Raw genomic sequence first — 25,986 nt, forward strand, 5'->3', positions numbered from 1 at the left:
AATAACAGCGGACCCTCGGAAGTGAAGCGAATTGCGTTGCCCCCCTTAACATTTAGTGCCGCTGCCCCCACTTTTGCGGGCATGACATCCGACATTCCGTCATGGGTGCAAGATCATCGCGCGGGCAGCGGCGCGGACTAGGCAATCGGCACAGCACATAACGCCGAGGTAATTGAGTGGTCACTAACTCAACAGAAAGCGAGTTCGCCTGCACGACAACGAATCAGGCCGTCGAAATAGCTGACGCGACATCGAAAGACTAGGGCATGACAGAACTGAACCCGGGAGCGCGGCCACGCTCCCGGGTTCAGGGCAACCTGGTATCAGCGCTCAGCGGCGGCCAGCAGGGTGCGAATCTTGGTGGCGTCGGCGGGCGCACCGTCGTTCTCCCAGAACGGAAGTGCGGACGCGTACGCGTCCGCGTAGACCGGCGTGCTCACCTGGAAACGCCAGCTCTCGCTCAGCGGTCCGACATCGACCGCGTCGTATCCGAGCACGTCGAGTAGTTGTGCCGCAGCGGCTTTCGCGTCCGCGTCATCGCCGGCGATCGGCAGCGCCGTGCGATCCGGCGAGCCGACGGGTCGCGCCAGCGTGCCGAGGTGCACGAAGTAGATGTTGTTGAACGCCTTGACCACCTTCGAGGTCGGCAGATGTTTCTGCAGCAGTTCGCTACTCGTCGTCGACCCGTCCGCCAGTTCCGGGAACGTCCCGTCCCGATCCGGGTAGTAGTTGTTGGTGTCGATCACGACCTTGCCCGCAAGCGGCGCCACCGGCACCTGCTGGTAGTTGCGCAGCGGCACGGTCACCACCACGATGTCCCCCGCCGCGGCCGCCTCCTCGGCGGTCGCCGCCCGAGCCCGAGGGCCGAGCTCCGCGACGAGATCGGCCAGGGTTTCCGGACCACGCGAGTTGCTGAGCACCACGTCCAAGCCCGCGGCGATGGCAAGACGCGCCAACGTGCCGCCGATATTCCCGCTACCGATCAATCCAAGCGTTGTCATACACCATAAAACGACGCCGCGACCTGCGATGTTCCCGTGCGCAAGGCGGGCAGCTCAGCGGCGTGAGCCACACCACATGGCTCGGATCCGACCGCGTGGGCAGGTTCGCACCGGCTACCTGGTATCAGCGTTGGCGGTGAGGTCGCGAATGAGCAGCGCGGCGTGCAGCGAGGTGCGGGACTCGCCGTCGTCGAGATCGACGGCGAGGATGCGCTCGATGCGGGCCAGCCGGTCGTAGAGGGTTGGCCTGCTGATGGTGAGCCTGCGCGCGAGTTCGGTCTTGTTGCCCGCCAGGTCGAGGAACTGGCGCAGGGTGCGGGTCAGGTCGGCGGTGTGCCGAATGTCGTAGCGCAGCAACGCACTCAGCTCGGTTTCGGCGAAGCGCTGGACGCCGGGCTCGTTGCGGATGAGCGAGAGCAGTCCGCGCAACCGCACGTCGCCGCTGCGGTAGAACGGCCGAGGCGCCGAAGTCTCCAGCGACAGCGCGACTTCCGCGACGTGCGCGGCGTGCGGCAGCTCGTGCGCGGTGTCGAGCAGCGAATCCGATTCCGCGCCAACGCCGATCACCACCCGCTCGACGCCGTCGACCCGGCGCACCTCGCCGATGATCGCCGTGCAGGCGGCCGTCAGGCTGTATCCACCCACCCCGTCGGCACCGCCGACTGCCGTCCCCGAAGCGTCGGTGCGCGGCAACGCCAGAATCATGGCGACCCGGTCGCCCTGGTCGGCGGCGGCGAGCGCGGTCAGCTTCGCCAACCCGAGGCCGTGCGTGACCGCGTCGAGGATGCCAGCGGCACGGCGTTGCCTGGCCACCGGATCGGTCTCCGCGACCGCGGCGATATCGATGGCCAGCGGAACGTAGGCGGCACGGCGGGCCAGGCCGAGCGCGGCGGCCCGCGCCACCGCGTCCCGTTCGTCGAGCACGCGGCCGTTGGCCATGTCGTCGATGAGCCCGGTCTGCGCCTGCCGGTGCAGGCCGAAGCGGTCTTTCTCGATCATCCGGTGCAGGGTGAGCGTCTGGGCGGCCCGTTCCAGGACCATTCTGGCGCGGGCGGTCGGCACGTTGTCAGAGGGCAGGATCAGCCGCCCCCACGGCTGGGTGTGCGGGCCGACGGCGACCGCGTCCCAGCCGTCGGGCAGCAGCCGCGAGGTGGTCTCCCAGTCGTCGAGCAGCGCCGAGGTGGACGCGTGCTTGGCGGTGAGCGTGAGCACCCGATGCGCCAGGTCCTCCAGCACCACCGACGAATCGAGCATGCCCGCAGCGGTTTTCACGATTTCGGCGAGCGAGGCGCGGCGCACGCTGAGATCGGTGAAGGTCTCGTGCACGGTGCGCGCGAACTCGAGTTCGGCGTACTGCTCGGCCACGATGACCCGGTGCACCGCCTCGGTGATCTCGACGAACCGGGTGATCTTGTGCAGCACGATCAACGGAAGGCCGAGCGCGTCGGCGGTCGCGGCGACGACGGGCGCGAGTTCCGGCACGTAGCCGCCGAGCTCGATAACCAGCCCCGCAACCCCGGCCGCGGCCAGCGCGGTCAGATAGCCGACCGTCGCGATATCGCCGTGGCTCATGGCCTGCCCGGTGGTGAGAATCAGCTCCCCGCCGACCAGCAGCTGCGCGACATCGGCCACGTCGCTGACGTGCACCCACCGCACCGGCCGGTCCAACGATCCGCCCGCGACGACCTCGGGCTCCCCCGCGCACACCACCGGCATTGCCAGCACATCGGCCACGGAGGGAAGCATCGACGAATCGTAATACGAAATCCGAAATCACGTACAAATCGTCGGGCCATCGAGGATGGTTGATGCCGGAGAGTAGTACCGAGGACGCGTCCATCCGCCGACGCACCGCGACGCGCACGGATCGAATCGAAACGAGGAGAAATGCAGACAATCGCGCATTGGCTCGACGGCAAGGCTTTCGCAGGCACCAGCGAGGCGACCGCGCCGGTGACCAATCCGGCGACCGGCGTGGTGACCGGTCAGGTCGCGCTCGCCAATGTCGCGGACGCCCGCGCTGCGATCGACGCCGCGGCCGACGCCTTCCCGGCCTGGCGCGACACCTCGCTGGCCCGGCGCACCCAGGTCCTGTTCCGGTTCCGCGAACTGTTGAACGAGCGCAAGGAAGACCTGGCGAAGCTGATCACCGCGGAGCACGGCAAGGTACTCGCCGATGCCATGGGCGAGGTGAGCCGCGGCCTGGAGGTCGTCGAATTCGCCTGTGGCGTACCGCATCTGCTGAAGGGCGGCTACACCGAGAACGCGTCGACGAAGGTGGACATCTTCTCCATCCGCCAGCCGCTCGGCCCGGTCGCCGTCATCTCACCGTTCAATTTCCCGGCGATGGTGCCGATGTGGTTCTTCCCGCTTGCCATCGCCGCCGGAAACACGGTGGTGCTCAAGCCGAGTGAGAAGGATCCGTCGGCGTCACTGTGGCTGGCCGAGCTGTGGGACGAAGCCGGTTTGCCCGCAGGCGTTTTCAATGTGGTGCAGGGCGACAAGGTCGCGGTCGACGAGCTGCTGGACAACCCGGCCATCAAGGCGGTCTCGTTCGTCGGCTCGACGCCGATCGCGAAGTACGTCTACCAGCGCGGGACCACCGCGGGCAAGCGGGTGCAGGCGCTCGGCGGCGCGAAGAACCACATGGTGGTGCTGCCGGACGCCGATCTGGATCTGGCCGCCGACGCCGCGGTGAACGCCGGATTCGGTTCTGCGGGTGAGCGATGCATGGCGATCAGCGTGGTGGTCGCGGTCGGCGACGCGGCCGACGACCTGGTCGGCAAGATCACCGAGCGGGCCAGCACCATCAAGACCGGCGACGGCACCCGAGGCACCGACATGGGTCCGCTGGTCACCCGCGCGCACCGCGACAAGGTCGCCGAGTACATCGCGGCGGGCGAATCCGCCGGTGCCAGTGTGGTGCTCGACGGGCGCGGCATCGCGGCCGACGGCGCGGCGGACGGATTCTGGCTCGGGCCAACGATTCTCGATCACGTCGGCACGGAGATGAGCGTCTACACCGACGAGATCTTCGGTCCCGTCCTGTCGGTGGTGCGGGTGGACAGCTACGACGACGCGCTCGCGCTCATCAACGCCAACCCCTACGGCAACGGCACCGCCATCTTCACCAACGACGGCGGCGCGGCCCGGCGCTTCCACAACGAGGTGGAGGTCGGCATGGTCGGCATCAATGTGCCGATTCCGGTTCCCATGTCCTACTACAGCTTCGGCGGCTGGAAGAACTCGCTGTTCGGCGACTCGCACGCGCACGGCGCCGACGGGGTGCATTTCTTCACCCGCGGCAAGGCGGTCACCACGCGCTGGCTGGACCCGAGTCACGGTGGGATCAATCTCGGCTTCCCCGAGAACAAGTAAATAACCCCGACAATCCAAGCGATGCAGGAGAACTCGCCGATGACCCTCCCGAACGGATTGACACCGGAGACCGCCCGCGCGGCGGCGGCACGCGCGTACGAGCTCGATCGCCGCCATGTCTTCCACTCCTGGTCCGCCCAGGCACACCTCGACCCGATGACGATCAGTGCCGCTCAGGGCTGCTACGTCTGGGACGGCGACGGCAACCGGCTGCTCGACTTCTCCTCGCAGATGGTGAATACCAATATCGGCCATCAGCACCCGAAAGTCGTTGCGGCGGTGCAGGAGCAGGCGGCCAAGCTGTGCACCGTCGCACCGCCGCACGTCAACGACGCCCGCTCGGAGGCGGCAAGGCTGATCGCCGAGCGGACACCCGGTGAACTGAACAAGATCTTCTTCACCAACGGCGGCGCCGAGGCCGTCGAGCACGCGGTGCGGATGGCCCGGCTGCACACCGGCCGCTACAAGGTGTTGGCACGCTACCGCTCGTATCACGGCGGCACCGAGACCGCGGTCAACCTGACCGGTGACCCGCGGCGCTGGCCCAACGATCACGGCAACAGCGGCGTGGTGCACTTCTTCGGTCCGTTCCTCTACCGCACGCAATTCCACTCGACCGACGAAACCGAGGAAACCGAACGCGCTTTGGCGCATCTCGAACAGACCATCGCGTTCGAGGGGCCGAACACGATCGCGGCGATCGTGCTCGAATCCATCCCCGGCACAGCAGGAATCATGGTTCCGCCGCCCGGCTACATGGCGGGTGTCCGTGCGCTGTGCGACAAGTACGGCATCATGTTCATCGCCGACGAGGTGATGTCGGGGTTCGGTCGCACCGGAAAGTGGTTCGCGATAGAGCATTTCGAGGGCGTCGTGCCCGATCTGATCACCTTCGCCAAAGGGGTGAACTCCGGCTACGTTCCGCTCGGCGGCGTGGCGATCAGCCCGGCCATCGCCGCGAGCTTCGACGACAAGCCCTACCCTGGCGGTCTCACCTACTCGGGCCATCCGCTGGCCACCGCCGCCGCGGTCGCGACCATCAACGCGATGGCTGACGAACGCGTCATCGAGAACGCGGCCGAGATCGGTGCCCAGGTGCTCGGCCCCGGCCTGCGTGAGCTCGCCGGTCGGCACCCGAGCATCGGCGAGGTGCGCGGCACCGGGGTGTTCTGGGCACTAGAACTCGTCCGCGATCGGACGAGCCGCGAACCGCTCGCGCCCTACGGCGGAACCAGCCCGGCGATGACCGAGGTCGTCGCCGCCAGTAAGGCCGCCGGACTGCTGCTGTTCGTGAACTTCAACCGGTTGCACGTGGTGCCGCCGTGCATCGTCAGCGAGGCCGAGGCAAAGGAGGGCCTGGCGATTCTCGACCAGACGCTGACCGTTGCCGATCGGCACACTTCCTGACGACACACGTCCTGGCGACGGCCGGGGCTGACCATATGGTCGGTCCCGGCTTTCGCCGGGCCGGAATGCCATTGGCTCCCGGGGCGTTTCAGTCAGGCGTGACCGATACTACTGAGCTTTCCGACGATCTGAAGAAGTATCTCGACGAGTCGAAGGTGTTCGCGACCGCGGCGACGATCGGGCCCAATGGGCAACCGCACCTGACCGTCATCTGGCTCAAGCGCGACGGCAACGACCTCGTGTTCTCCACCACCACCGATCGCCAGCAGGGCAAGAACCTGGCGCGCGAGCCGCGGATCACGGTGCTGATCAACCCGCCGGAGGACCCGTACAAGTACGCCGAGGTCCGCGGCACCGTGACACTCACGCCGGATCCGGACAACACACTGCCGGACGAGCTGTCGGTGAAGTACACCGGTCAGAAGTACCGGGACTTCAACCCCGCCTCGGTCAACGACGGCCCGCGCGTTATCGTCCGCGTGACCCCACGCAAGGTCGCCGGTCGCTTCTGAAACCGCAGGTTCGGCAGGCTCAGGCCTGCTGGGCCTCTTCCTGCGCGTGCTGCGCCTGCGCGAGCTGCTGCGGGGTGAACCGCACCGTCAACGCGATGAGACCGGCCACGAACGCGACGAACGCGCAGACGAAAAGAACCAGCGTGTAACCGCTGCCTAGCGCCGCGATCTCGGTCGCGTTCATCTCGGTCACCTTGCCGGTCCGGCCGCCGAGCGACAGCGTGCGCGAGGCCGCGATCGGGCTGAGCAGGCCGATGGCCACCGGCGTCGCCAGGTTCATGAACATCTGCCCCACCGCGGACAGCGGCCCGATGTTCTCGGCGGACACCCCGACGAGCACGCACAGCGGCGCGAGCACCATCGCCATGCCGACGCCGAAGCCGATCACGACCAGCAGCGGAAGCAGGGTGGTCAGGTACTGCACGTCACCGTCGAGCGTCGCACCGAACAGCAGGCCGATGCCGAGCACGGTCGCCGCCCCGGCCAGCAGCCAGCGCGGCGCGACGTGCATCGCGGCCTTGGAGGCCAGCGCGCCGCCGATGCCGATGCCGATGGTGAACGGGATGGCCGCGACGCCCGCTTGCAGTGGGCTGTAGCCGATCACGTTCTGCAGGAACTGCGCGACGAAGAAGGTCATCGCGCCGAGGACGCCACCGGCAAGGAAGATCAGCAGGAAGGTCGCGACCCGATCGCGGCTGTCGAACAGCGACCACGGCAGCAGCGGATCGGCTATCCGCCGTTCCATGATCACGAAGACGATGAGCAGCACCGCGCCGCCGACCAGCGAGCCGATGATCGCCGGGTTGTCCCAGCCCATCTCGGGTCCCTCGGTCGCGCCGAACACGATGGCGGCGCAGGCGAGCGTGCCGAGGATGGCGCCGCGCACGTCGAGCGGCGAGCGATGGTGTGCGGTGTCGGCGAGCTTGTAGATCGCGCCGAGGATGATCAGCACGCCGATCGGCACGTTGATCAGGAAGATCCAGCGCCAGGACACCTGGGTCAGCGCGCCGCCGACCACCAGGCCGCCGACCGAGCCGATGCCGACCATCGAGCCGACGATCGCGATCGCCTGGTTACGCGCCTTGCCCGGCGCGAAAGTCGTTGCCACGAGGGCGAATGCGGTCGGTGCCGCGATCGCCGCACCGGCACCTTGGATGGCGCGTGCGGCGAGCAGCATGCCTTCGTTCTGCGCCAGTCCGCACAGCAGCGAGGCGAAGGTGAACAGCCCGACGCCGATGATCAGCATCCGTTTGCGCCCGAACGCGTCACCGAGCCGTCCGCCGAGCAGCATCAGCCCGGCGAAGGTGAGGCCGTAGGAGGTCACCGTCCACGCGCTGCCCGCGCTGGACAGCCCCATCTCCTCCTGTAAGCGGGGCAGCGCGAAGATCACCACGGTGCCGTCGAGCACCACCATGAGTTGCAGCCCGCTCAGCACGAGGATGGCGAGCCCGAAGGCCCGCTGCTTCATCGGATACTGCATCGTCGCAGCGGGATTCTGGAGCACAGTGAGCCACTGTATCCGAGCCGGGGACGACCCTCATTGTCGATGTGACGGTCGGCAACACGACAGATCCGCATGGCTCGGACCGCTTTACTCGGCGGCGCGCGGCTCGGTGGGAGCGGCCGAGAACCCCGCGGTGGGGCCGATCACCACGATGGCTGGTGGGCGGATGCCTTCCGCTTTGACGCGGGCGGCGACGGTGCCGAGGTCGGCGCGCACGACGCGTTGGGTGCGCATGGTGCCTTCCTGGATGACCGTCGCCGGGGTGTTCGCGGGGCGGCCGTTCTCGATGAGGACGGTGGCGAACTGCTCGATGCGTTCGACGGCCATCATCAAAACGAGGGTGCCGCGCAGGCGGGCGAGGGCGGGCCAGTCGACGAGTGAGTCCGGGTGGTCGGGGGCGACGTGGCCGCTGACGACGACGAATTCGTGGGTGACGCCGCGATGGGTCACCGGGATACCAGCGGCCGCGGGGACGGAGATCGGGCTGGTGATGCCGGGGACAACGGTTACCGGGATGCCCGCTTCGACGCAGGCCTCGAGTTCCTCGAAGCCGCGGCCGAAGACGTACGGGTCGCCGCCCTTGAGTCGCACGACGAATTTGCCAGCCTTGGCACCTTCGATGAGCGCGGCATTGATCGCGTCCTGGGCCATCGCGCGGCCGTAGGGGATCTTCGCCGCGTCGATCACCTCGACGTCGGGGCCGAGTTCGGCGAGCAGTTCCGGTGGGGCGAGGCGGTCGGCGACCACCAGGTTCGCGCGCCCGAGCAGGCGGCGGCCGCGCACGGTGATCAGGTCCGGGTCGCCGGGCCCGCCGCCGACGAGTGCGACGCCCGGGGTGATCGGCGTCGAATCATCGGTCACCACACCGGATTGCAGCGCCTCAAGGAGTGCGTTGCGCACCGCGGCCGAGCGCCGGTGCTGGCCGCCTGCCAGCACGCCGAGGGTCATGCCGTCGTAGCGGGCGGTCGCCGGGGTGACGGCGGTGCCGAGCCGCGCGTTGTCGGCGCGCACGCAGAAGATCCGGCGGCGGGTGGCCTCCTCGACGACGGCCGCGTTGGTCGCCGGTTCGTCGGTGCAGGCGATCACGTACCACGCGCCGTCCAGGTCGCCGTCGGCGTAGGCCCGCAGCGTGACGGTGAGCTGACCGGAGGTCGCCATTCCCTCGACCGCTGGGGTCACCTCGCGGCTGACCACGTGCACGTCCGCGCCGGAGGCGATCAGCAGGCCGAGCCTGCGCTGCGCCACGGTGCCGCCGCCGACCACGACGACGCGGCGGCCGTCGAGGTCGAGCCCGACCAAGTAGTTCGGGTCGCCCTCTTGCGGCGCGGCACTGGATACCGCCTGGTCATCGGCGTGGTCTGGCGTGTTCGGCACAGTTTTCGAGCCTACGGCCTGCGGTCGGCGCGACGGCAATCGACTCGGTCGCCGCCGATGCGGGCCGCTCGACCAGCGGGAAATGGCCGCGGCCGAGGCGGACCGTCGGCGTCGAAGATCATTCCTATACTCGGGCGCATGAACCGCTGGAGTCGGACAGTACATATGGTGGTCGCCTCGATGGCTCTAGTCTGCGTGCCCGCCGCGGCCGGTGTGGCACACGCCGATCCGGCGATCTACGTGCCGACGCCGGGGGTCGAGTCGACGTACTTCGAGCCTGGCCCCTCGGCGGTGACCGAGCGGCTCGGGTTCGGCTGTTGCGACAGCACCGGCGCGAAGTTCGACATCTGGTATCCGACAGGTCTGAGTGCGACTCGGCATCCGATCGTCGTATGGGGCGACGGAACCAATGCGGTGCCGAGCCAATACGCCTATCTGCTAAGGCATTTGGCGTCGTGGGGGTTTGTCGTGATCGGCACCGAGAATCAGAACACCGGGTCCGGGGTCGATATCCGGAAGTCGCTGGACTACCTGCTTGCCCAGGACGACGATCCGACGAGCATGTTCTTCGGGAAGCTGGACAAGACGGCGGTCGGTGCGGTGGGACATTCACAAGGCGCGTCGGGCGTGCTGAATGCCATGCGTGACTCGGGCGGAGCGATCAAAACCGCGGTGCCGCTGGAGCTTCCGGCGCAGCACTTCTGTTCCACCTCGACCTCCTGCGCCGACACCCGTTCGCTGACAACGGGTTCGGTGTTCTTCGTGAACGGTTCCGCCGACGGACTCATCTCCCCTTCGCAGCAGCTCGTGCCGTGGCAGGCGGAGGGCTTGCAGTCGAATCAGGCGTACTACGAGGCGACTCCGGCGAATCTGGCGAAGGTGTGGGGCACGCTCAACGGCCCGAATCACAACGACGTGCAGGGACAGCCGGATTGCGCGGCCGCGTCGGTGCCGTGCACGACCGGGGTGTACGGCTATCTCGGGTATCCGACGGCGTGGCTGCTGGCGCAGCTGTGCGGGGACGCCACCGCGCGCGACGCCTTCCGCTCCGGCAGCGAGTTCTTCACACCCTCACCGAATTGGCGCAATCAGGTCGGCAACGTCACCGGATGAGCCGCACCAGGCGGGCGAACTGTCCGTCGCAGAGTACCGACTGACGTACGGTTCGTCCGTTGCCCACCCGGCCGTCAGCGACGAGTGTTCATACATGGCTTTGACCGATGACACGCCGCTGGCGTCCGAATACGCCGACCGCGTCATCGCGGTGGAACCCGGCGGCAACGAGCAGATCCCCGACGACGCCAGGCACGGCAGCCCGCGTCAGCTGTTCTGGACCTGGATGTCGCCGAACCTGGAATTCGCCACCGTCTTCATCGGCGTGCTGTCGGTCACCGCGTTCGGGATGAACTTCTGGCAGGCGACGCTCGGTCTCGCGGTGGGCGTCGGGCTCGGTGCGGCAGCGCATTACGTGTTGTCGGGGCGCGGGCCCGTGCACGGTGTGCCGCAGATGGTGTTGGGGCGCTTGGCATTCGGGTATCGGGGCAATGCGCTGCCCGCGGCGTTCATGTCGATCATGTGCGGGGTCGGCTGGTTCGCCACCAACAGCGTGAGCGGCGCGTTCGCGTTGAGCACGCTGACCGGCCTGCCGAAGCTCACCGCGCTGATTCTGATCGTGGTGGTGCAGACCGGTTTCGCGGCGTTCGGGCACAATCTGGTGCACGCGTTCGAGCGGTTCGTCTTCCCGGTGCTCGCGGTCGTGTTCCTCGTGGTGACCATCGTGATCGTCAGCAAGGCCGACCTCGGTGCCGCCGCGCCGTCGGGTGGTGTCGGCGGGGTCGGCGGGTTCCTGCTGACCGTCGGGACCGCGTTCGGCTACGCGGGCGGCTGGAATCCGTACGCGGCGGACTACTCCCGCTATCTGCCCAAGTCCGTGTCGCGGGTCGCCACCGGCGGGTATGCCGGTGCCGGGTTGTTCGTCTCGTGCCTGTGGCTTTCGGCGCTCGGTGCGGCCTCGGCGACCATCGTCGGTTCGGCGCAGGGCAGTCCGACGGATGTCTTCACCGCGAATCTGCCTGGCACGCTTGCCAACCTGACGCTGCTCGCCATCGCGCTCGGTGCCGTCGCGGCCAACGCGCTGAATGTGTATTCGGGCGCAATGGCATTCGTGACGATCGGCATCAGGCTGCCGGTCCGCACGCAGCGGGCCGTCGTCTCGATCTGCTTCGGCGCCATCGGTTTTCTCGTCGCCTGGTGGGCACTGCCCGACGCCGCGGCCAGCTATGAGGCGTTCCTGTTGATCGTCGCGTACTGGATCGGCCCGTGGTTGGGCGTGATGTTCGCCGACCAGTACCTGCGCCGCGGCCGCAAGATCGAGGACCTGCTCTATAACCGTGCTTATACGAATTGGCCTGGCGTAGCGGCATTCCTCCTCGGCCTGGCGATCTCGGTGCTGCTGTTCGCCAACCAGGCCAAGTTCACCGGCTACCTCGTCCGCCAACTCCCCGACCTTGGCGACATCACCTTCTTCGTCGGCTTCTTCCTCGCCGCCGCGGCATACCTCCTCCTAGCCCGCCGCCGCATCCCCGCCTAGCGCACGCGATTTCAGGCGGGGGCGGTCAGGCGGTGGGCGCACAGGGCGAGCAGGAGGGTGCCGGTGAGGGCGGGGGCGGTGGGGTCGTAGCCGAGGAGGTCGCGGATGCGGTCCAGTCGCTGGTAGAGGGATTGGCGGCCGATGTGCAGGGTGGTGGCGCAGCGGGTTGGGCTGGCGCCGTGCCGTAGATAGACCTCGAGGGTGCGGGTCAGGTTGCTGTGATGGGTTGTGTCCCAGGCGATCAGCGGGGCGATCGTGGTGGCGATCAGGCGGGTTCGTTCGCCTGCGGGCAGGGATTCGACGACGAGTTCGGCGGCCAGTTCACGACAGGTGGAGATGGGGCTGCCGGCCAGCCAGTCGCGGCGATGGCGGGTGGCGAGGCGGAGGGCGGATCTGGTGGCGTCCAGTGCGCCGGTGAGTGCGGCGGAGGTGAACTCGCAGGGGTCGCCGACCACCAGGGTGACGCCCTCGATGGTGTTGGTGGCGAAGGCGTTTCGCAGTAGCCGGACCGTTTCGCCGACCGGGTCGGCGGTCGCCTGGTCCACTACGAGCACCCCGTAGGTGGTGGCGTGCACCTCGGCTACCAGGCCGGGCCTGCCGAGTTCTTTTGCCGCGGTGTCGATCAGGCGGGTCGCGATGCGGGCGTCGGGAGCGTCGGCGGCCACCGGCACCAGCGCCCGCCCCGCCAGCGCGGACACACCCGCCGCCGCGGCCCGCACCTTCAGGTCGGCCTGGCGGATCGGCTTGCCGTCCAACAGATCCGCTAGCAACGTGGTCGCCGCGAGCTGTGGACGTCCGGTCGGGGCGCCCGAATTCGCCAGCGCGAGGCCGAGAATCGGCGCGGATTGCGCTAGCACGGCAGCGAGCGTGGCACCGTCCAGTGCCGAGCCGGGACCCGCGGTGAGTGTTCCCCAGGTGTTCTCCTTGGCACGGATCGTCGCCGAGGCAGCCGCGGATTCCACTGCGGCCCAGGCGGATCGATCATCGTCGACACCGTGCGCGGCGATCAACGCGCCATTGCCGCTCGTCACGATCAGCGCGCATCCGACAACCTCGCCGATCCTGGCGAGCAACTGCGCGAGCCCATTGCCCGCCGCCAGCTCGCCGGTGAGGTCGCGGGCCAGTGCGTTGAGCAGCCGCAGCGAACGCACCTCGCGCGACACGATCTCGGTGTTCGCGGCGCGACACAGATCGATGAACGGCACCACACTGCGCAACGCGATCAACGGCAAGCTGTGGCTCGACGCCTCCGCCACCATGTCCTGCGGGATGGCATCGAAGGTGCGGCCCAACTCGAACGCCACCCCGGCCACCCCGCGCCCGGCGATCTCGCGCAGGTAGTGCCGCCGCGTCCCCGCGTCCACCCCGGCCAAGCCGAGCCCCGTGGTGAGCAGCAGTTCACCGCCGGACAACAGCGGACTGATCTCGTAGATCTCACTCGAATGCACCCAGCGCACCACCCGCCGAAGCGCGCTGTGACCTGCCAAGACGAACGGATCGGCCGCAGCGAACTGGTCATCGAGCAAGTCACGTACGGTGGGCAACATACGGTCATCCTGTCATCCACGCCCCCGGACCGTGCGGACGATCTGTACGTTGCGGTAGGGGCCGTTCCCTTGCAGGCTTAACCCCATGACCCAGGCACGACAACTGCTCGAGGTGGCATACGACGAGGCCCAACGCGGGCTCGCCGAGGGCGGTATCCCGATCGGCGCGGCACTGTTCGCCGCCGACGGCACGCTGCTCGGCCGCGGCCACAATCGCCGCGTGCAGTCCGGCGATCCGAGCATCCACGCCGAGACCGACGCCTTCCGCGCCGCTGGCCGCCGCCGCGACTACGGTTCGACGATCATGGTGACCACCCTGTCGCCCTGCTGGTATTGCAGCGGGCTGGTCCGCCAGTTCGGCATCGGCGCGGTCATCGTCGGCGAATCGCAGACCTTCCACGGCGGCCACGACTGGCTGGCCGAGAACGGCGTCGCGGTCACCGTCCTGGAGGACGATCGCTGCGTCGAGATGATGACCAGGTTCATCACCGAAAACCCCGCGCTCTGGAATGAAGACATCGGCGTCGCGGACGAAGTCGAGACGAGATGAACGCGATCGCATCGATCGACCTGTCCAGGTGGCGCGCCGGAGGTGCCGCGGCGGCCGAGGTCGAGCACGAGGTGGACGATGGGCTGCGTCGCGCCGGGTTTCTGCTTGTCAACGGGCACGGCGTGCCGGAAGGCCTGGCCGGTGCGGTGCGCGCGGCGGCTCGGCGTTTCTTCGCGCTGCCGGATTCGGTGAAGCAGCGCTACGCCGTCACGGTCGGCGGGCGCGGGTGGATCGGGCCCGGCAAGGAGGCCAATGGCTACGCGGAAGGCACCGAGACGCCGCCCGATCTGAAGGAGACCTTCGCCGTCGGCGCGGACACCGCGACCGGCGATCCGCACGTCGACGACGTCTGGTTCCTGCCCAATACGTGGCCGGACGAGGTGATCGAGCTGCGCGAGTTGCTGACCGCCTACACCGACGCCGTACACACTTTGTCCGACGAATTGCTCGCCCTGTTCGCGGCCGCACTTCGCTTGCCCGCCAACCCTTTTCGAGACTTGGCCAGCCGCCCGACGTGGACCTGCAACATCAACCACTACCCGCCGCTGACCGTGGTCGGCGCGCCGGAGCCCGGTCAGTTCCGGATCGGGCCGCACACCGATTTCGGCACCGTCACCGTGCTCGATCGCGAGCCGGGCGCGGGCGGACTTCAGGTGTACACCGAGGCCGAGGGTTGGGCTGACGCACCGTACGATCCCGCCGCCCTGACGGTGAACATCGGTGACCTGCTTGCCTATTGGAGCGGCGAACGCTGGCCGTCCGGGCGGCACCGGGTGCTGCCACCGCAGGCGCAGGCACCAGAGGAAGACCTGGTGTCGCTGATCTACTTCTACGAACTCGACCACGACGCCGTCGTCACCCCGCTGGAACCACCCATCGGACGGGTCAGCGGTCTACCCCCGGTCGTCTCGGCGGAGTTCCTCCGCACCCGCCTCGACGCCATCACCATCGGCTGACCGCATCAGCTGAAGTGGGGGTAGTCCTGGACCCATTTGAAGCCGGTGCTGCGCAACGGGAACGAGTTCAGGTCCAGCTGCTCGAGAGACAGGGTTACCGGGTGGCCGTTGAGTTGACCATTCAGTCGCAGCCGGTCCGGTGCCGATTGAGCGAAGCTGAACGTGCCGATCTGCGACGGCTGCGCGCCGGAACCGCCTGCGGCCTGCGACATCGTGATCGTGTGCGCCGCACTGTCGACCGCGCCGACAACGCGCACCAAGCTACCGTCCATCTTCTGATACGCCATGCCGCTGACATCGAACACCACCCGCTGCCAACGGTTTTGATCCGTGGTCAGCGGAGCAACCGGCTGACCGTCCTGACTGAACTCCGACACCGACCAGATCCCATACAAGGCGGGCTTCGGCGCACCGCCCCCGTCTTCGTTCCATGCCTTCAGCGCATCCGGCACGATACCGATCACCGCCCACAGGCCGAGCGCGACCTGCACGCCGACCGCGATCCACCGCAAACGTAGCGAGCCGAACAGTTCCGGTTGCCGCGCGGGGTCCGTGGACCGTTGCAGCACAAGCACATTCGCCAGCCTGCGCGCCTGCGGCGCAAGCACAACCAGCGAGAGCAGCACCAGATGACCCGCCAGGATCTTCACCGGCACATCGAAGGTCATGTTCAGGACGAACACCTGAGCCATGCTCACCAGGCTGAGCATCGCGCCCAACGTCGCGGTCCTCGGCAGGAACAACAACAGGCCGCCGACCACTTCCGCTGACCCGAGCAGCATCTCGTAGACCGGCGAACTACCGACCTGCAGCCACAGCACCGAGGCCAGCGGGAAGTTCCCGTACGGCGTCAGCAACGCGGTCAGCGACGGCCCGGGCATCTGCAGCGGAATCAGCTTCTCGGTGCCGTATACGATCATCATCCCGGCGAGGCACAACCGGATGAAGACCAGGAACCACGCATGCAGCCGCTGATAGTTGGGGCGGTGGCGATCCAGCACGGACCACAGCACTGTCGCCAGCACCGCGACCACCAGGACGCAGAACACGAACACCCAGATGATCGCCTGGTCGCCGCTGCCCGAACTCAGGTGCAACGCGACGTCGGCGTCGAAGACCTCCCTGCCGACCCACTCGAGGGCCGGACTCAGCGGGTACAGCGGCCCATTGGACGCCCAGGCCGGCAGTTTGTCGAGGAAGATCCCGGCGTAGACGCGCGGCAGCCCGAGTCCGAGGCAGAGCAGGCCGAAGTAGGCGAACGAGAAACGGAAGGCGATGCGGGTCAACACGTTCCACTCGGTGTCTACGCGTTCGACGCTGTCCTGCTCGACCGATTTCGCACTGATCACACTCACAACGAACCTCCGAATCCCCGAACTCCAACTAGCCGACGCTATCGAGCGGTAGTGGATCGCACCTCCAGGAAATCCCCGAATTCCGCCTCCTCCTCGAGTGGTACGCGCCGTCGGCTCAGCTGAAGTGGGGGTCGTCCTGGACCCATTTGAAGCCGGTGCCGCGCAACGGGAACGAATTGAGATCCACCTGTTCCATGGACAGCGTCACGTGGTGGCCGTTGAGTTGACCATCCAGGCGCAACCGGTCAGGTACGGGTTGCACGAAGGTGAAGCTGCCGATCTGAGTCGGCTGCGCCTTGGCGATGAGCCCGGGCAACGTATCGCCTGCCACTTGCGACACCGTGATCGTATGGGCCTGGCTGTCGACCGCACCGACAATGGGCACCAGCGTGCCGTCCATCTTCTGGTATGCCATCCCACCGATATCGAAAACCACACGCTGCCAACGATTCTGATCGGTGGTCAGCGGCGGGAGTGGCAGGCCGTCCTGACTGAACTCCGACACCGTCCAAATCCCGTACAGCGCGGGCTTCGGCGCGCCACCACCACCTTCGTTCCAGAACTTCATGCTGTCCAGCGTTACGCCGAGCAGCATCCACAGGCCGAGCGCGACCTGCACACCGACGGCGACCAACCGGACGCGACGCGAACGGAACGGCTCCGGCTGCGTGGCAGGCTCCGATGAGCGTTGCAGCACAAGCACATTCGCCAGCCTCCCGGCCTGCGGCGCGAGTAGCACCAGCGAGATCAGCATGAGGTGGCCCGCCAGGATCTTCACCGGCACATCGAAGGTCATGTTCAGGATGAACACCTGGGCCATGCTCACCAGGCTGAGCATCGCGCCCAACGTCGCGGTCCTCGGCAGGAACAGCAGCAGACCGCCGACCAGTTCCGCGGACCCGAGCAGGATCTCGTAGACGGGGGAACTGCCGACCTGCGTCCAGAGGACCGCCATCGGCGTGAAGTTCCCGTATGGCGTGAGCAGCGACATCAGCGACGGCTCCGGCATCTGGGTCGGAATGACCTTGCTCATCCCGAATGAGAGCATCTGCCCGCCGAGGGCCAGCCGCAGGAAGAGCAGGAACCAGGCGTTCAGCCGAGAGTGATTCGGACGGTGCCGATCCAGCGCCGTCCACACTCCGGTCGTCGCGACGGCGATCACCAGGATGGTGAAGAGGAAGACCCAGATGATCCCCTGGTCCCCGCTATGCGAATTCAGGTTCAGCGCAACGTCGGCGTCGAAGACGTGCCGCCCCACCCACTCGAAGACCGGAGCGAGCGCAGAGAAAGGCCACAGGATCGCGTTTTCCGGCAGTTTCTGGCCGAGGAGCCCGGTGTAGGCGAACAGGAACTGCGGAAACACCACGCAGAACAGGACGAAGTAGGTGAAGCAGAACCGGAATGCGATGCGGGTCAACAGGTTCCACCTCGCGTCCCTGGCGTCGGCGGTATCCCCCGTTCCGATGACTCCGGCCCGATCGACCGACTCCGTGCTGACGGCACTCACAACGATCCCCTCATCCCGAACACTGCGTGTGCGGCAACGGTATCGAGGCGGGATAGCGGCGAGCCTCCAGGAAATCCCTGGTCTTCCCCTACGCCATCAGTCGTACGTGCTAACCCAACCCCGGCACGGGGGCCAGCTCGAGCGCAGGCGAGGTACGCCCATGTCAAGGCCCGGTTCCGGACAGTGAGCGGGTTCGTCGGCCGCGCTCGTTTTCCGCCCGCGGGCCGACTGGAACGGGTTACTGTCGCCTATCGCGGCGGACCGCCGCCGATGTGGGCTGTGCCGAGGCACGCCCGCGGTGCATGGCGTCAGGAGGACAACGATGGCCGAAGATCCGGATCCCGCCAAGCGGCAGCAGCTGACCGTCAGCGAGCGCGATCTCGACGTGCTCGCCGAGGATCTGGCGCGCTGGCTGGATTCGAGGGTCTGCGCCGATCATCCGCCGAAGGTCTCCAATCTGTCGCGCCCACAGTCGGGCGGGATGTCGAGCACCTCCATCCTTTTCGACGCCGAGTGGAGCGTGGACGGACGCCACGAGAGCGGGTCGTTCGTCGCCAGGATGGCGCCGGAGACCGGCTCGTTCCCGGTGTTCGAGACCTATGATCTGGCCACCCAGTACAAGGTGATGGCCGGCGTCGCCGAGACCACCGACGTCCCGGTGCCCGGGTTGTGCTGGCTGGAGGAAGACGAGAAGGCGCTCGGCACACCGTTTTTCGTGATGAAGCGGGTCGATGGCAGGGTTCCGACGGACAATCCGCCGTACGTGTTCATCGGCTGGCTGTTCGACGCGAGCCCCGAGGAACGCGCGCGGCTCACCGCGAGCACCGTCGAGGTGATCGCCAAGGTGCACGACATCCCCGATCCGGCAACCCGATTCACCGCCCTGCGCGGGCCTGGGCAGTCGCTGCGCAGGCACGTCGAAGCCCAGAAGGCCTGGTACCGCTGGGCTTTGGCCGACGACGGCTTCGAGATCCCGCTGCTCGAGCGGACTTTCGCGTGGCTCGACAACAACTGGCCGACCGACCCAGGACCGGATGTCCTCAGCTGGGGTGACGCGCGACCAGGCAACATCATCTTCCGCGATTTCGAGCCGGCTGCGGTGTTGGACTGGGAGATGGCCGCATTGGGTCCGCGCGAACTCGATATCGCCTGGGTGATCTTCATCCACCGGTTCTTCCAGGACATCGCCACCCGATTCGACCAGCCTGGCCTGCCCGACTTCCTGCGCCGCGCCGACGTCGTCGCGAAATACGAAGAACTGACCGGTCATACGGTGCGGAACCTGGATTGGCACATCATCTACGCCGCGCTGCGGCACGGCATCGTGATGGCCAGGGTGAAGCGCCGGATGATCCATTTCGGCGAGGACACCGACACCACGGACCGGGACGACTATGTGATGCACCGAGCCAGCCTGGAACGGCTGCTCGATGGAACCTACGAGTGGGATTGAGAGCTGACCATGCCAGTTCCTTTGGACGAGTACCCGATTCACCAGACCGGCCTATCGCTGGCCAGGGTAGCGAGCACCGACCGGAACTTCTATGACCGAAGCTATTTCAACGGTCACAACCGCGACGGCGGCACCTTCTTCATCACCGGATTCGGGGTGTACCCGAACCTCGGGGTGACCGATGCCTACGCCTGCGTCCGGCGCGGGGACGTGCAGCGCACCGTCCGCTTCTCCGACGCGCTCGGCGAGCGCAGCCTGGAGCAGCGGGTCGGCGGCTATCGCATCGAGGTGGTCGAGCCGCTACAACGGATCCGGGCGATCTGCGAGCACGACGAGCTGTCCTTCGACCTCACCTGGGAGGGCGCCTTCCCCACCGTGCAGGAGCAGCCGCATCTGATCCTGGCCGGTAACCGGCCGATCATCCAGGCGACCCGGTTCGCCCAGCTCGGCTCGTGGGCGGGCACGCTGCACGTCGACGGGGACGACATCACCGTCGACCCGGCGGTGTGGACCGGCACCAGGGATCGGTCGTGGGGCATCCGTCCGGTCGGCGAGAGCGAGCCGCCCGGCCGCACGGCCAGTGAACCGTCCGGCGGGTTCTGGTGGATGTATATGCCGCTGCGGTTCGACGACTTCGCGGTGGTGATCATCGTGCAGGAGGATCCGGACGGCACGCGCACGCTGAACGACGCGGTGCGGATCTGGTCGGACGGGCGCACCGAACAGCTCGGCTGGCCGCGCATCTCGATCGACTACCGGTCCGGCACAAGGCTTCCCGTCGGTGCCCGGCTGGAACTGACCACACCGGACGGTAAGCCGCTCGAGATCGAGGTGACCACGGGCACCAATGTGCCGCTGCACGTCGGTTGTGGTTACGGCGGGGATCCCGACTGGCAGCACGGGCAGTGGAAGGGCCGCGACTGGTCGTTGGCCAGCCGGTACGACCTCACCGACCCGGCCATCGTCGCCCGCGCGCCCTATGGCGTCATCGACCATGTGGCGCATGCCCGTTGCGGCGATGCCGAGGGCTGGGGCCTGTTCGAACACGCCAGCCTCGGGCGCCACGATCCCACCGGTTTCGCCGACTGGGGTTCGGTCGCGCCGTAGGTCAGAACGCGGGGCGGGCCAGTTCGGGGCGCTTGATGTAGTCGGTCAATCCGATCACATTGCCCCACGGGTCGGATACCTCGACACTCCAGCCCGAGGCGACTTCGAAGGGCGCGGTGAGCAATTCGACGCCGCGCTCTTCGAGTTCGGCCGCGGCGGCCTGTGCGTCCGGCACCTCGAGCCAGACCCGCATCGCGGGCGGCGAGCCCTGCCCCGCGGCCGGATCCACCATCGCCATGATCCCCGGTGTCTCCGCCGCGACCCCGAACAGCGCTATCCCTCGCTCCGGCACCGTGAAACGCACCGAAAGCCCGAGCCCGCTCTCATAGAACTCCACCGCCGCGGCCAGATCCCCCACGGGGACCAGGACATTGTCGATCCCTCGGATATCCACTCCGTCATCAAACCACCCGATGACCGCGAGCTCACCTGGTTCAGGGCAGTGTCGGCTACGTGCGGTGCCGTTCGGGCGCAGCTGGGTTGCGTTGCGCCGCGGCGATGACAACGCCGTGGACGGTACGTTTGGGGACGACCAGGGTGCCGCCCGCGGCCGCGAGGATGGCGGCCGCCTCGGCGACACTCGCGGTGCCCACTGCGGCCACCGTGCGCGAGTCCGGGTTCGGCACAGGCACTTCGGCCAGTTCGGCGGCACTGTAGGTACGTATCGGCACCCCCAACTCCGCCGCCGCACTGACCAGACCCGGCTCGCCCGCCCGTCGGTCGATGGTCGCCAAGCAGCTGATCTCGTTGAAGCCCAGCACTTTACGGACCACCGCCACGATGCGGTCAGCGGAAGTGCCCGGGCGCAGGCCCAGGCCGACAACCAGTTCAGGCGCGCCTTCAGTGGTTCGCACGAGCACCGACGTACTCGTTCGCTGCCGCCACGAATCGGGTTGTCGCTTCGGGGTTTCCGGCGGGGTTGGTGTGCAGGTAGGAGGCATGGACTCGGTGAACGAGTGCGCCTTCCCGCACCCGTGCGCCGTCGCTGCCGTGCCAGCCCCAGGCCGGACTGTCCGCGGCCGCGTCGATCAGGCGGGTTCGGTGGAACTCGTGCCCGCGGACGCGTTCGCCTGCTCGCCACAGCGGGGAATCCGCCAGCGCCACCGCATCCCGGTAGCCGAGGGTGAGTCGCGGGCCGAACTCGGCGTCGGTATCGATGACCCCGGCCATCGGATGTCCGTCGAGCGAGCGTGTCAGGTAGAGCAATCCCGCGCATTCCGCGTGCACGGGCAGCCCTCGTCGGGCCTGCTCGGCCACCGCCTTCAGCAAGGCCGTGTTCGCCGCCAGCGCCGGGGCATGCTCCTCCGGAAATCCGCCGGGCAACACCAAAGCCGCTGTTCCGCTAGGCAATTCGTCCCGCAGCGGATCGAACACCACCACCTGCGCGCCGGCTGCCAGCAGCAGCTCGCGATGCTCGGCGTAGCCGAACGTGAAGGCGGGTCCGCCTGCCATCGCGATCAGCGGTCCTGAGCCGTCTGCGGCGACAGGTACCTCGCAGTCTGGCCCCTGCACGGCTTCCACCGGATCCCAGGCCGGACCGGCCGCCGTGGAGCGGGCCAGCGCCGCGATCGCAGACAGATCGACGTGGGCCGCAACCAAATCCGTCATCGCCGACACCGCCGCGGTGGCGGCGGTGCCGTGCTCGACCGCGGGGATGAGCCCGAGATGCCGTGAGGGCACCTCTAATTCGGTCATGCGCGGGAGTGAACCGAGCACCGGGAGTCCGACTCGGTCGCAGGCCGCGCGCAGCACCTGATCGTGCCGTTCGCTGCCGACCCGGTTCAGGATCACCCCGCCGAGGCGAATGCCGCTGTCGAAGGTGGCAAACCCGTGCAGCAGCGCGGCCAGACTCTGGCTGTGCCCGCGCGCGTCGACCACCAGCACGACGGGCGCGCCGAGCAGACTCGCGACCTGCGCGGTAGATCCCTCGGCGACCGGCCCGGCATGGTTCTCATCGATGCGGCCATCGAACAGCCCCATCACGCCCTCGACCACCGCGAGGTCGCAGTCCCGCGCTCCGTGTTGATACAGCGGCACAACACGTTCCGCGCCAACGAGCACCGGGTCGAGATTGCGTCCAGGCCGCCCGGCCGCCAACCCGTGATACCCCGGATCGATGTAGTCCGGCCCCACCTTGAACGGCGCGACCCGATGCCCGACCCGCCGCAGTGCCCCGATCAATCCCGTTGCCACCGTGGTCTTCCCGCTCCCCGAAGCGGGCGCCGCGATCACCACCGCAGGCACCCCCGCGCTCACCAGCACCGCCTCGCGCCAGAGCGTCCCAGCGACAGCGCCGCACCCCGGCGGAATCCGTCCGCGAGCGGGACATGGTGGCGGGCCCTACTCGACGTTTGCCGCCGCCATGTCCCACTCGCTGCAAAGTCAGTGCGGGAGTTCACCATTCGATGCCTCGTTGACCCTTGCGGCCCGCGTCCATGGGGTGCTTGAGCTTGGTCATCTCGGTGACGAGGTCGGCGGCGTCGATGAGCGACTGCGGGGCGTCGCGACCGGTGATCACCACGTGCTGGTTACCAGGGCGGGTGGTGAGGGTTTCGACGACCTCGTCGATGTCGACCCAACCCCATTTGAGGGGGTAGGTGAATTCGTCGAGGACGTAGAAGCGGTGTTGTTCTGCCTTCAGGCGGCGGGCGATCTCCTGCCAGCCGGCCAGCGCGGCGGCCGCGTGGTCCTCGTCGGTGCCCTGCTTGCGGGTCCAGGACCAGCCTTCGCCCATCTTGTGCCATTCGACCGCGCCGCCAGCGCCGGTCTCCTCGTGCAAGGTGCCGAGGGTGCGAAAGGCCGCCTCCTCCCCCACCTTCCACTTGGCGCTCTTCACGAACTGGAACACCGCGACATCGAAACCCTGGTTCCAGGCCCGCAGCGCCATCCCGAACGCCGCGGTCGACTTCCCCTTGCCCGGGCCCGTATGCACCGCGAGCACCGGCTGATTGCGCCGCTGCCGCGTGGTGAGCCCGTCCTCGGGCACGGTCTCCGGAACACCCTTGGGCATCGAATCTCCTTGATAGTCCTTGGTTCTGCATCGAACCGACCGCCGACGCACCGGCGTCGGCGCAACCCCGATCAGGCGGCGCGGGTCGCGGGTCGCCCGGACCCGGCGCGCACCACATCCGCGACCGAATCTCCGGTCAGCTCAGCCAATCTCAGGTATCCGCCGCGCAGTTCACGGGCCAGTTCGGCGGCCAGGCCTAGCCGGATCATGCCGCGCTCGCAGTCGACCACGATCGAGGTGACCGCGTCGTTGGCCAGCTGGGCGGCGGCGGCGCGGGCACGCGGGAGCGGGTCGACCCCGCCGGTGGCGCGACCGTCGGTGAGCAGCACCAGCATCGGGCGGCGGCGCGGGTCGCGGACGCGTTCGCGCAGGACGATCTCGCGCGCCTTCAGCAGTCCCGCGGCGAGGGGGGTCTTGCCGCCGGTGCGCATGCCGGACAGACGGCGCACCGCGATATCGACCGAAGACGTTGGCGGAAGGACGAGTTCGGCGTCCTGCCCGCGCACGGTGATGACGGCGACCTTGTCGCGCCGCTGATACGCGTCACGCAGCAGTGCGACGACGGCGCCGGTGACGGCGGAGAGCCGGTCCCTGGCCGCCATCGAACCGGAGGCGTCGACCACGAAGACGACCAGGTTGCCTTCGCGGCCTTCGCGATACGCACCGCGCAGGTCCTCGGAAACCAGCTTCAGCGGACCGTCACCGCGACCACGGGAGCGCTGATGCGGTGCGGCGGCGAAGATGGTGCCGAGCAGGTGCAGGCCGGTGGCGGTATCGGTGCTGGAGCGAACGACGCGGCCGTGCCTGGACTCGGCCCGCGAGCGGCGGCCGGGCGCGCCTTCGCCGATGCCTGGCACCTCCCAGCGCGGCGGTGTCGCGGCGGCGGAACTCGGTGCGCCAGTGCGACCTTCGCGGGCGCTGGGCCGCTGCCCACCACCGGGGCCGTCGGGTGGCGAGTCGGGATCGTCGTCCGGAGAGCCATCGTCAGGCGCCTGACCGGAATCATCGGAGTCCGGCGATTGATTGGCGCCGCTCTGCTCCTCGGGCGACCGGTTCGAATCGAATTCGCCTGTGTCATTTGGCGACAACTCATCGGTGTCACTCGGCGACTGAGCCTCGCGCTCCACTTCTTCAGCGGCGTCACGCATCGCGTCGTCGAGCTGGTCCTCGCTGATGCCCGGCTCGTCGAACGGATCGCGCCGACGCCGGTGCGGCAGTGCGAGTTCCGCGGCGATCCGCACGTCCTCCTCGGTGACCGCGTCCGCGCCACGCCACGCGGCGTGCGCCGTCGCGGTCCGCGCGACGACCAGGTCGGCGCGCATGCCGTCGACGTCGAATGCGGCGCACAGCGCGGCAATTCGCCGTAGCTCGCCGTCATCGAGCAGCACCTGCGCGACCCGGTCGCGGGCGCCGAGGATGCGCTCGGCGACCGCTCGATCCGCGGCGGCGTAGCTGTCGGCGAACCCGGCCGGATCGGCCTCGTAATCGAGCCGCCGCCGCACCACCGACATCCGCACGTCCACGTTCCGCGAGGCAGCCACGTCGACGGTGAGCCCGAACCGGTCGAGCAGCTGCGGACGCAGCTCGCCCTCCTCCGGGTTCATGGTGCCGACGAGCACGAATCGTGCCGGATGCGAATGCGAGACGCCGTCACGCTCGATATGGACCCGGCCCATCGCCGCGGCGTCGAGCAGCACGTCGACCAGATGGTCGTGCAGCAGATTGACCTCGTCGACGTAGAGCACGCCGTGATGCGCGGCCGCCAGCAATCCAGGCCGGAACGCCTGCTCCCCGTCGCGCAGCACCCGCTCCAAGTCCAGCGAGCCGACCACGCGGTCCTCGGTGGCGCCGACGGGCAGTTCGACAAGCCGCGCGGGTCGCGCACCGGTCTCGTCGACGACCGGTGGCAGCAAGTGCGCGAGCGCACGCACCACGGTCGACTTCGCGGTGCCCTTCTCGCCGCGGACCAGCACACCGCCGATACCGGGATGCACCGCGCACAGAATCAGCGCCAGTTGCAGCCGCTCCTGCCCGACCACGGCGGAGAACGGAAAACCCGCCTCCCCGTCGGCGGCCGGACGCGCGCGTGATCCGGTCAGCGAGTGAGGCGACGGCACAGTTTCGGCATGGGACAAGGACACGCCCCAACTCTATGCGCGCACGCACAGCCCACCGACGCTGCCCTTCCGATCATGGGCCCCGATAACGCACAACCGCCCCCGTCGCGGATTCGCGACGAGGGCGGCGGCTGATCAGCGGTCCGGCGATCACCCCTTGCGCATCGGCACGTGCAGGATTCCGTCCTCGTCGAATTCCTCGCCGTCGGGCTCGAAGCCGTGCTTGGCGTACATGTCGACCAGATAGGCCTGCGCGTTCAACCGCACGGTCGCCGAGCCGACCTCGGCGAGCGCGGCCTGCAGCAAACGCGTGGTGTACCCGTGACCGCGGGCGGCGACGACGGTGCAGAGGCGGCCGATGCGGAAGGACTTCACCCCGTCCTCGTGCTCTTCGAGCAAGCGCAGCGTGGCGATCACCTCGCCCTCGTCATCGAGCCAGAAGTGCCGGGTCTCCGGCAGCAGGTCGAGACCGTCCAATTCCGGGTACGCGCATTTCTGCTCGACGACAAAGACTTCGACGCGAAGTTTCAACAGCTGATAGAGGGTGGCGGTGTCGAGATCCAACGCCCATGACCGTTTGAGAGCAACCGTTGACATCATCGCCTGTTGCTATCACAC

General features: G+C 68.0%; 22 protein-coding genes. 9 read left to right on the forward strand and 13 right to left on the reverse strand.

The features are described from left to right. Window positions 1-323: 323 nt before the first annotated feature. The gene (locus tag OG203_RS12620; protein ID WP_405165836.1) at window positions 324-1,001 is read right to left on the reverse strand and encodes an NADPH-dependent F420 reductase; all 678 of its coding nucleotides are present in this window, start codon (window positions 999-1,001) and stop codon (window positions 324-326) included. Window positions 1,002-1,115: 114 nt separating this feature from the next. Continuing rightward, window positions 1,116-2,747: a PucR family transcriptional regulator ligand-binding domain-containing protein gene (locus OG203_RS12625; RefSeq protein WP_405165837.1), complete on the reverse strand. Its 1,632-nt coding sequence runs from the start codon at window positions 2,745-2,747 to the stop codon at window positions 1,116-1,118. A gap of 141 nt (window positions 2,748-2,888) precedes the next feature. Here OG203_RS12625 and OG203_RS12630 point away from each other — a divergent pair, with 141 nt between their 5' ends. The 3 genes from OG203_RS12630 to OG203_RS12640 all read left to right on the forward strand — a co-directional run bounded on the left by OG203_RS12630 (window position 2,889) and on the right by OG203_RS12640 (window position 6,298). Then, the gene (locus OG203_RS12630) at window positions 2,889-4,379 is read left to right on the forward strand and encodes a CoA-acylating methylmalonate-semialdehyde dehydrogenase (protein WP_405165838.1); all 1,491 of its coding nucleotides are present in this window, start codon (window positions 2,889-2,891) and stop codon (window positions 4,377-4,379) included. A gap of 21 nt (window positions 4,380-4,400) precedes the next feature. Then, window positions 4,401-5,786, forward strand: a complete 1,386-nt coding sequence (locus OG203_RS12635) for an aspartate aminotransferase family protein (RefSeq protein WP_405165839.1) — start codon at window positions 4,401-4,403, stop codon at window positions 5,784-5,786. A 98-nt stretch (window positions 5,787-5,884) separates the two neighbouring features. Then, a complete protein-coding gene (locus OG203_RS12640; RefSeq protein ID WP_405165840.1) occupies window positions 5,885-6,298 on the forward strand; it encodes a PPOX class F420-dependent oxidoreductase in 414 nt (137 codons plus the stop codon). A gap of 19 nt (window positions 6,299-6,317) precedes the next feature. Here OG203_RS12640 and OG203_RS12645 read toward each other — a convergent pair whose 3' ends face one another. Then, window positions 6,318-7,778: an MFS transporter gene (locus OG203_RS12645; protein ID WP_405167855.1), complete on the reverse strand. Its 1,461-nt coding sequence runs from the start codon at window positions 7,776-7,778 to the stop codon at window positions 6,318-6,320. Window positions 7,779-7,889: 111 nt separating this feature from the next. Beyond that, window positions 7,890-9,101, reverse strand: coding sequence for a uroporphyrinogen-III C-methyltransferase (gene cobA / locus OG203_RS12650; RefSeq protein WP_405167856.1), 1,212 nt, complete (start codon window positions 9,099-9,101; stop codon window positions 7,890-7,892). 213 nt (window positions 9,102-9,314) lie between these two features. Between cobA and OG203_RS12655 the strand changes: the two genes are divergently transcribed. Beyond that, complete coding sequence (locus tag OG203_RS12655; RefSeq protein WP_405165841.1) at window positions 9,315-10,289, forward strand: hypothetical protein; 975 nt, start codon at window positions 9,315-9,317, stop codon at window positions 10,287-10,289. Between the two features lie 94 nt (window positions 10,290-10,383). Continuing rightward, window positions 10,384-11,766: a purine-cytosine permease family protein gene (locus OG203_RS12660; RefSeq protein ID WP_405165842.1), complete on the forward strand. Its 1,383-nt coding sequence runs from the start codon at window positions 10,384-10,386 to the stop codon at window positions 11,764-11,766. Window positions 11,767-11,777: 11 nt separating this feature from the next. Here the strand turns inward: OG203_RS12660 and OG203_RS12665 are convergent, their stop codons facing one another. Next, the gene (locus tag OG203_RS12665; protein WP_405165843.1) at window positions 11,778-13,313 is read right to left on the reverse strand and encodes a PucR family transcriptional regulator; all 1,536 of its coding nucleotides are present in this window, start codon (window positions 13,311-13,313) and stop codon (window positions 11,778-11,780) included. Window positions 13,314-13,398: 85 nt separating this feature from the next. On the opposite strand from OG203_RS12665, the gene OG203_RS12670 reads away from it, so the two are divergent. Both OG203_RS12670 and OG203_RS12675 read left to right on the forward strand, forming a co-directional pair. After that, window positions 13,399-13,863, forward strand: coding sequence for a nucleoside deaminase (locus tag OG203_RS12670; RefSeq protein ID WP_405165844.1), 465 nt, complete (start codon window positions 13,399-13,401; stop codon window positions 13,861-13,863). After that, window positions 13,860-14,819, forward strand: a complete 960-nt coding sequence (locus OG203_RS12675) for an isopenicillin N synthase family dioxygenase (protein WP_405165845.1) — start codon at window positions 13,860-13,862, stop codon at window positions 14,817-14,819. The genes OG203_RS12670 and OG203_RS12675 overlap by 4 nt, the downstream gene beginning before the upstream one ends. 5 nt (window positions 14,820-14,824) lie before the next feature. On the opposite strand, the gene OG203_RS12680 is transcribed toward OG203_RS12675, so the two are convergent. Together OG203_RS12680 and OG203_RS12685 are read right to left on the reverse strand one after the other, a co-directional pair. Beyond that, on the reverse strand, window positions 14,825-16,174 hold the full coding sequence (locus OG203_RS12680; protein ID WP_405165846.1) for a DoxX family protein: 1,350 nt from the start codon (window positions 16,172-16,174) through the stop codon (window positions 14,825-14,827). Window positions 16,175-16,289: 115 nt separating this feature from the next. Next, entirely contained in the window at window positions 16,290-17,681 is a 1,392-nt protein-coding gene (locus OG203_RS12685) for a DoxX family protein (RefSeq protein ID WP_405165847.1), read from the reverse strand. Between the two features lie 322 nt (window positions 17,682-18,003). On the opposite strand from OG203_RS12685, the gene OG203_RS12690 reads away from it, so the two are divergent. Next, entirely contained in the window at window positions 18,004-19,134 is a 1,131-nt protein-coding gene (locus OG203_RS12690; RefSeq protein ID WP_405165848.1) for a phosphotransferase family protein, read from the forward strand. Between the two features lie 9 nt (window positions 19,135-19,143). Continuing rightward, window positions 19,144-20,241 (forward strand): hypothetical protein, encoded by a 1,098-nt coding sequence (locus tag OG203_RS12695; RefSeq protein WP_405165849.1) that lies wholly within the window; start codon window positions 19,144-19,146, stop codon window positions 20,239-20,241. A gap of 1 nt (window position 20,242) precedes the next feature. Here OG203_RS12695 and OG203_RS12700 read toward each other — a convergent pair whose 3' ends face one another. The 6 genes from OG203_RS12700 to OG203_RS12725 all read right to left on the reverse strand — a co-directional run bounded on the left by OG203_RS12700 (window position 20,243) and on the right by OG203_RS12725 (window position 25,968). Further along, on the reverse strand, window positions 20,243-20,635 hold the full coding sequence (locus OG203_RS12700) for a VOC family protein (RefSeq protein ID WP_405165850.1): 393 nt from the start codon (window positions 20,633-20,635) through the stop codon (window positions 20,243-20,245). A 55-nt stretch (window positions 20,636-20,690) separates the two neighbouring features. Then, complete coding sequence (locus tag OG203_RS12705; RefSeq protein ID WP_405165851.1) at window positions 20,691-21,095, reverse strand: cobalamin biosynthesis protein; 405 nt, start codon at window positions 21,093-21,095, stop codon at window positions 20,691-20,693. Then, the gene (locus tag OG203_RS12710; RefSeq protein WP_405167857.1) at window positions 21,082-22,500 is read right to left on the reverse strand and encodes a cobyrinate a,c-diamide synthase; all 1,419 of its coding nucleotides are present in this window, start codon (window positions 22,498-22,500) and stop codon (window positions 21,082-21,084) included. The genes OG203_RS12705 and OG203_RS12710 overlap by 14 nt, the downstream gene beginning before the upstream one ends. 136 nt (window positions 22,501-22,636) lie before the next feature. After that, complete coding sequence (cobO, locus tag OG203_RS12715; protein ID WP_405165852.1) at window positions 22,637-23,251, reverse strand: cob(I)yrinic acid a,c-diamide adenosyltransferase; 615 nt, start codon at window positions 23,249-23,251, stop codon at window positions 22,637-22,639. A gap of 71 nt (window positions 23,252-23,322) precedes the next feature. Further along, complete coding sequence (locus OG203_RS12720) at window positions 23,323-25,368, reverse strand: magnesium chelatase subunit D family protein (RefSeq protein WP_405167858.1); 2,046 nt, start codon at window positions 25,366-25,368, stop codon at window positions 23,323-23,325. 150 nt (window positions 25,369-25,518) lie between these two features. Next, complete coding sequence (locus OG203_RS12725) at window positions 25,519-25,968, reverse strand: GNAT family N-acetyltransferase (protein ID WP_405165853.1); 450 nt, start codon at window positions 25,966-25,968, stop codon at window positions 25,519-25,521. Between the last annotated feature and the right edge of the window lie 18 nt (window positions 25,969-25,986).

This window comes from Nocardia sp. NBC_01499, assembly GCF_045040275.1.
In the GTDB taxonomy this organism is placed as follows: Bacteria; Actinomycetota; Actinomycetes; order Mycobacteriales; family Mycobacteriaceae; genus Nocardia.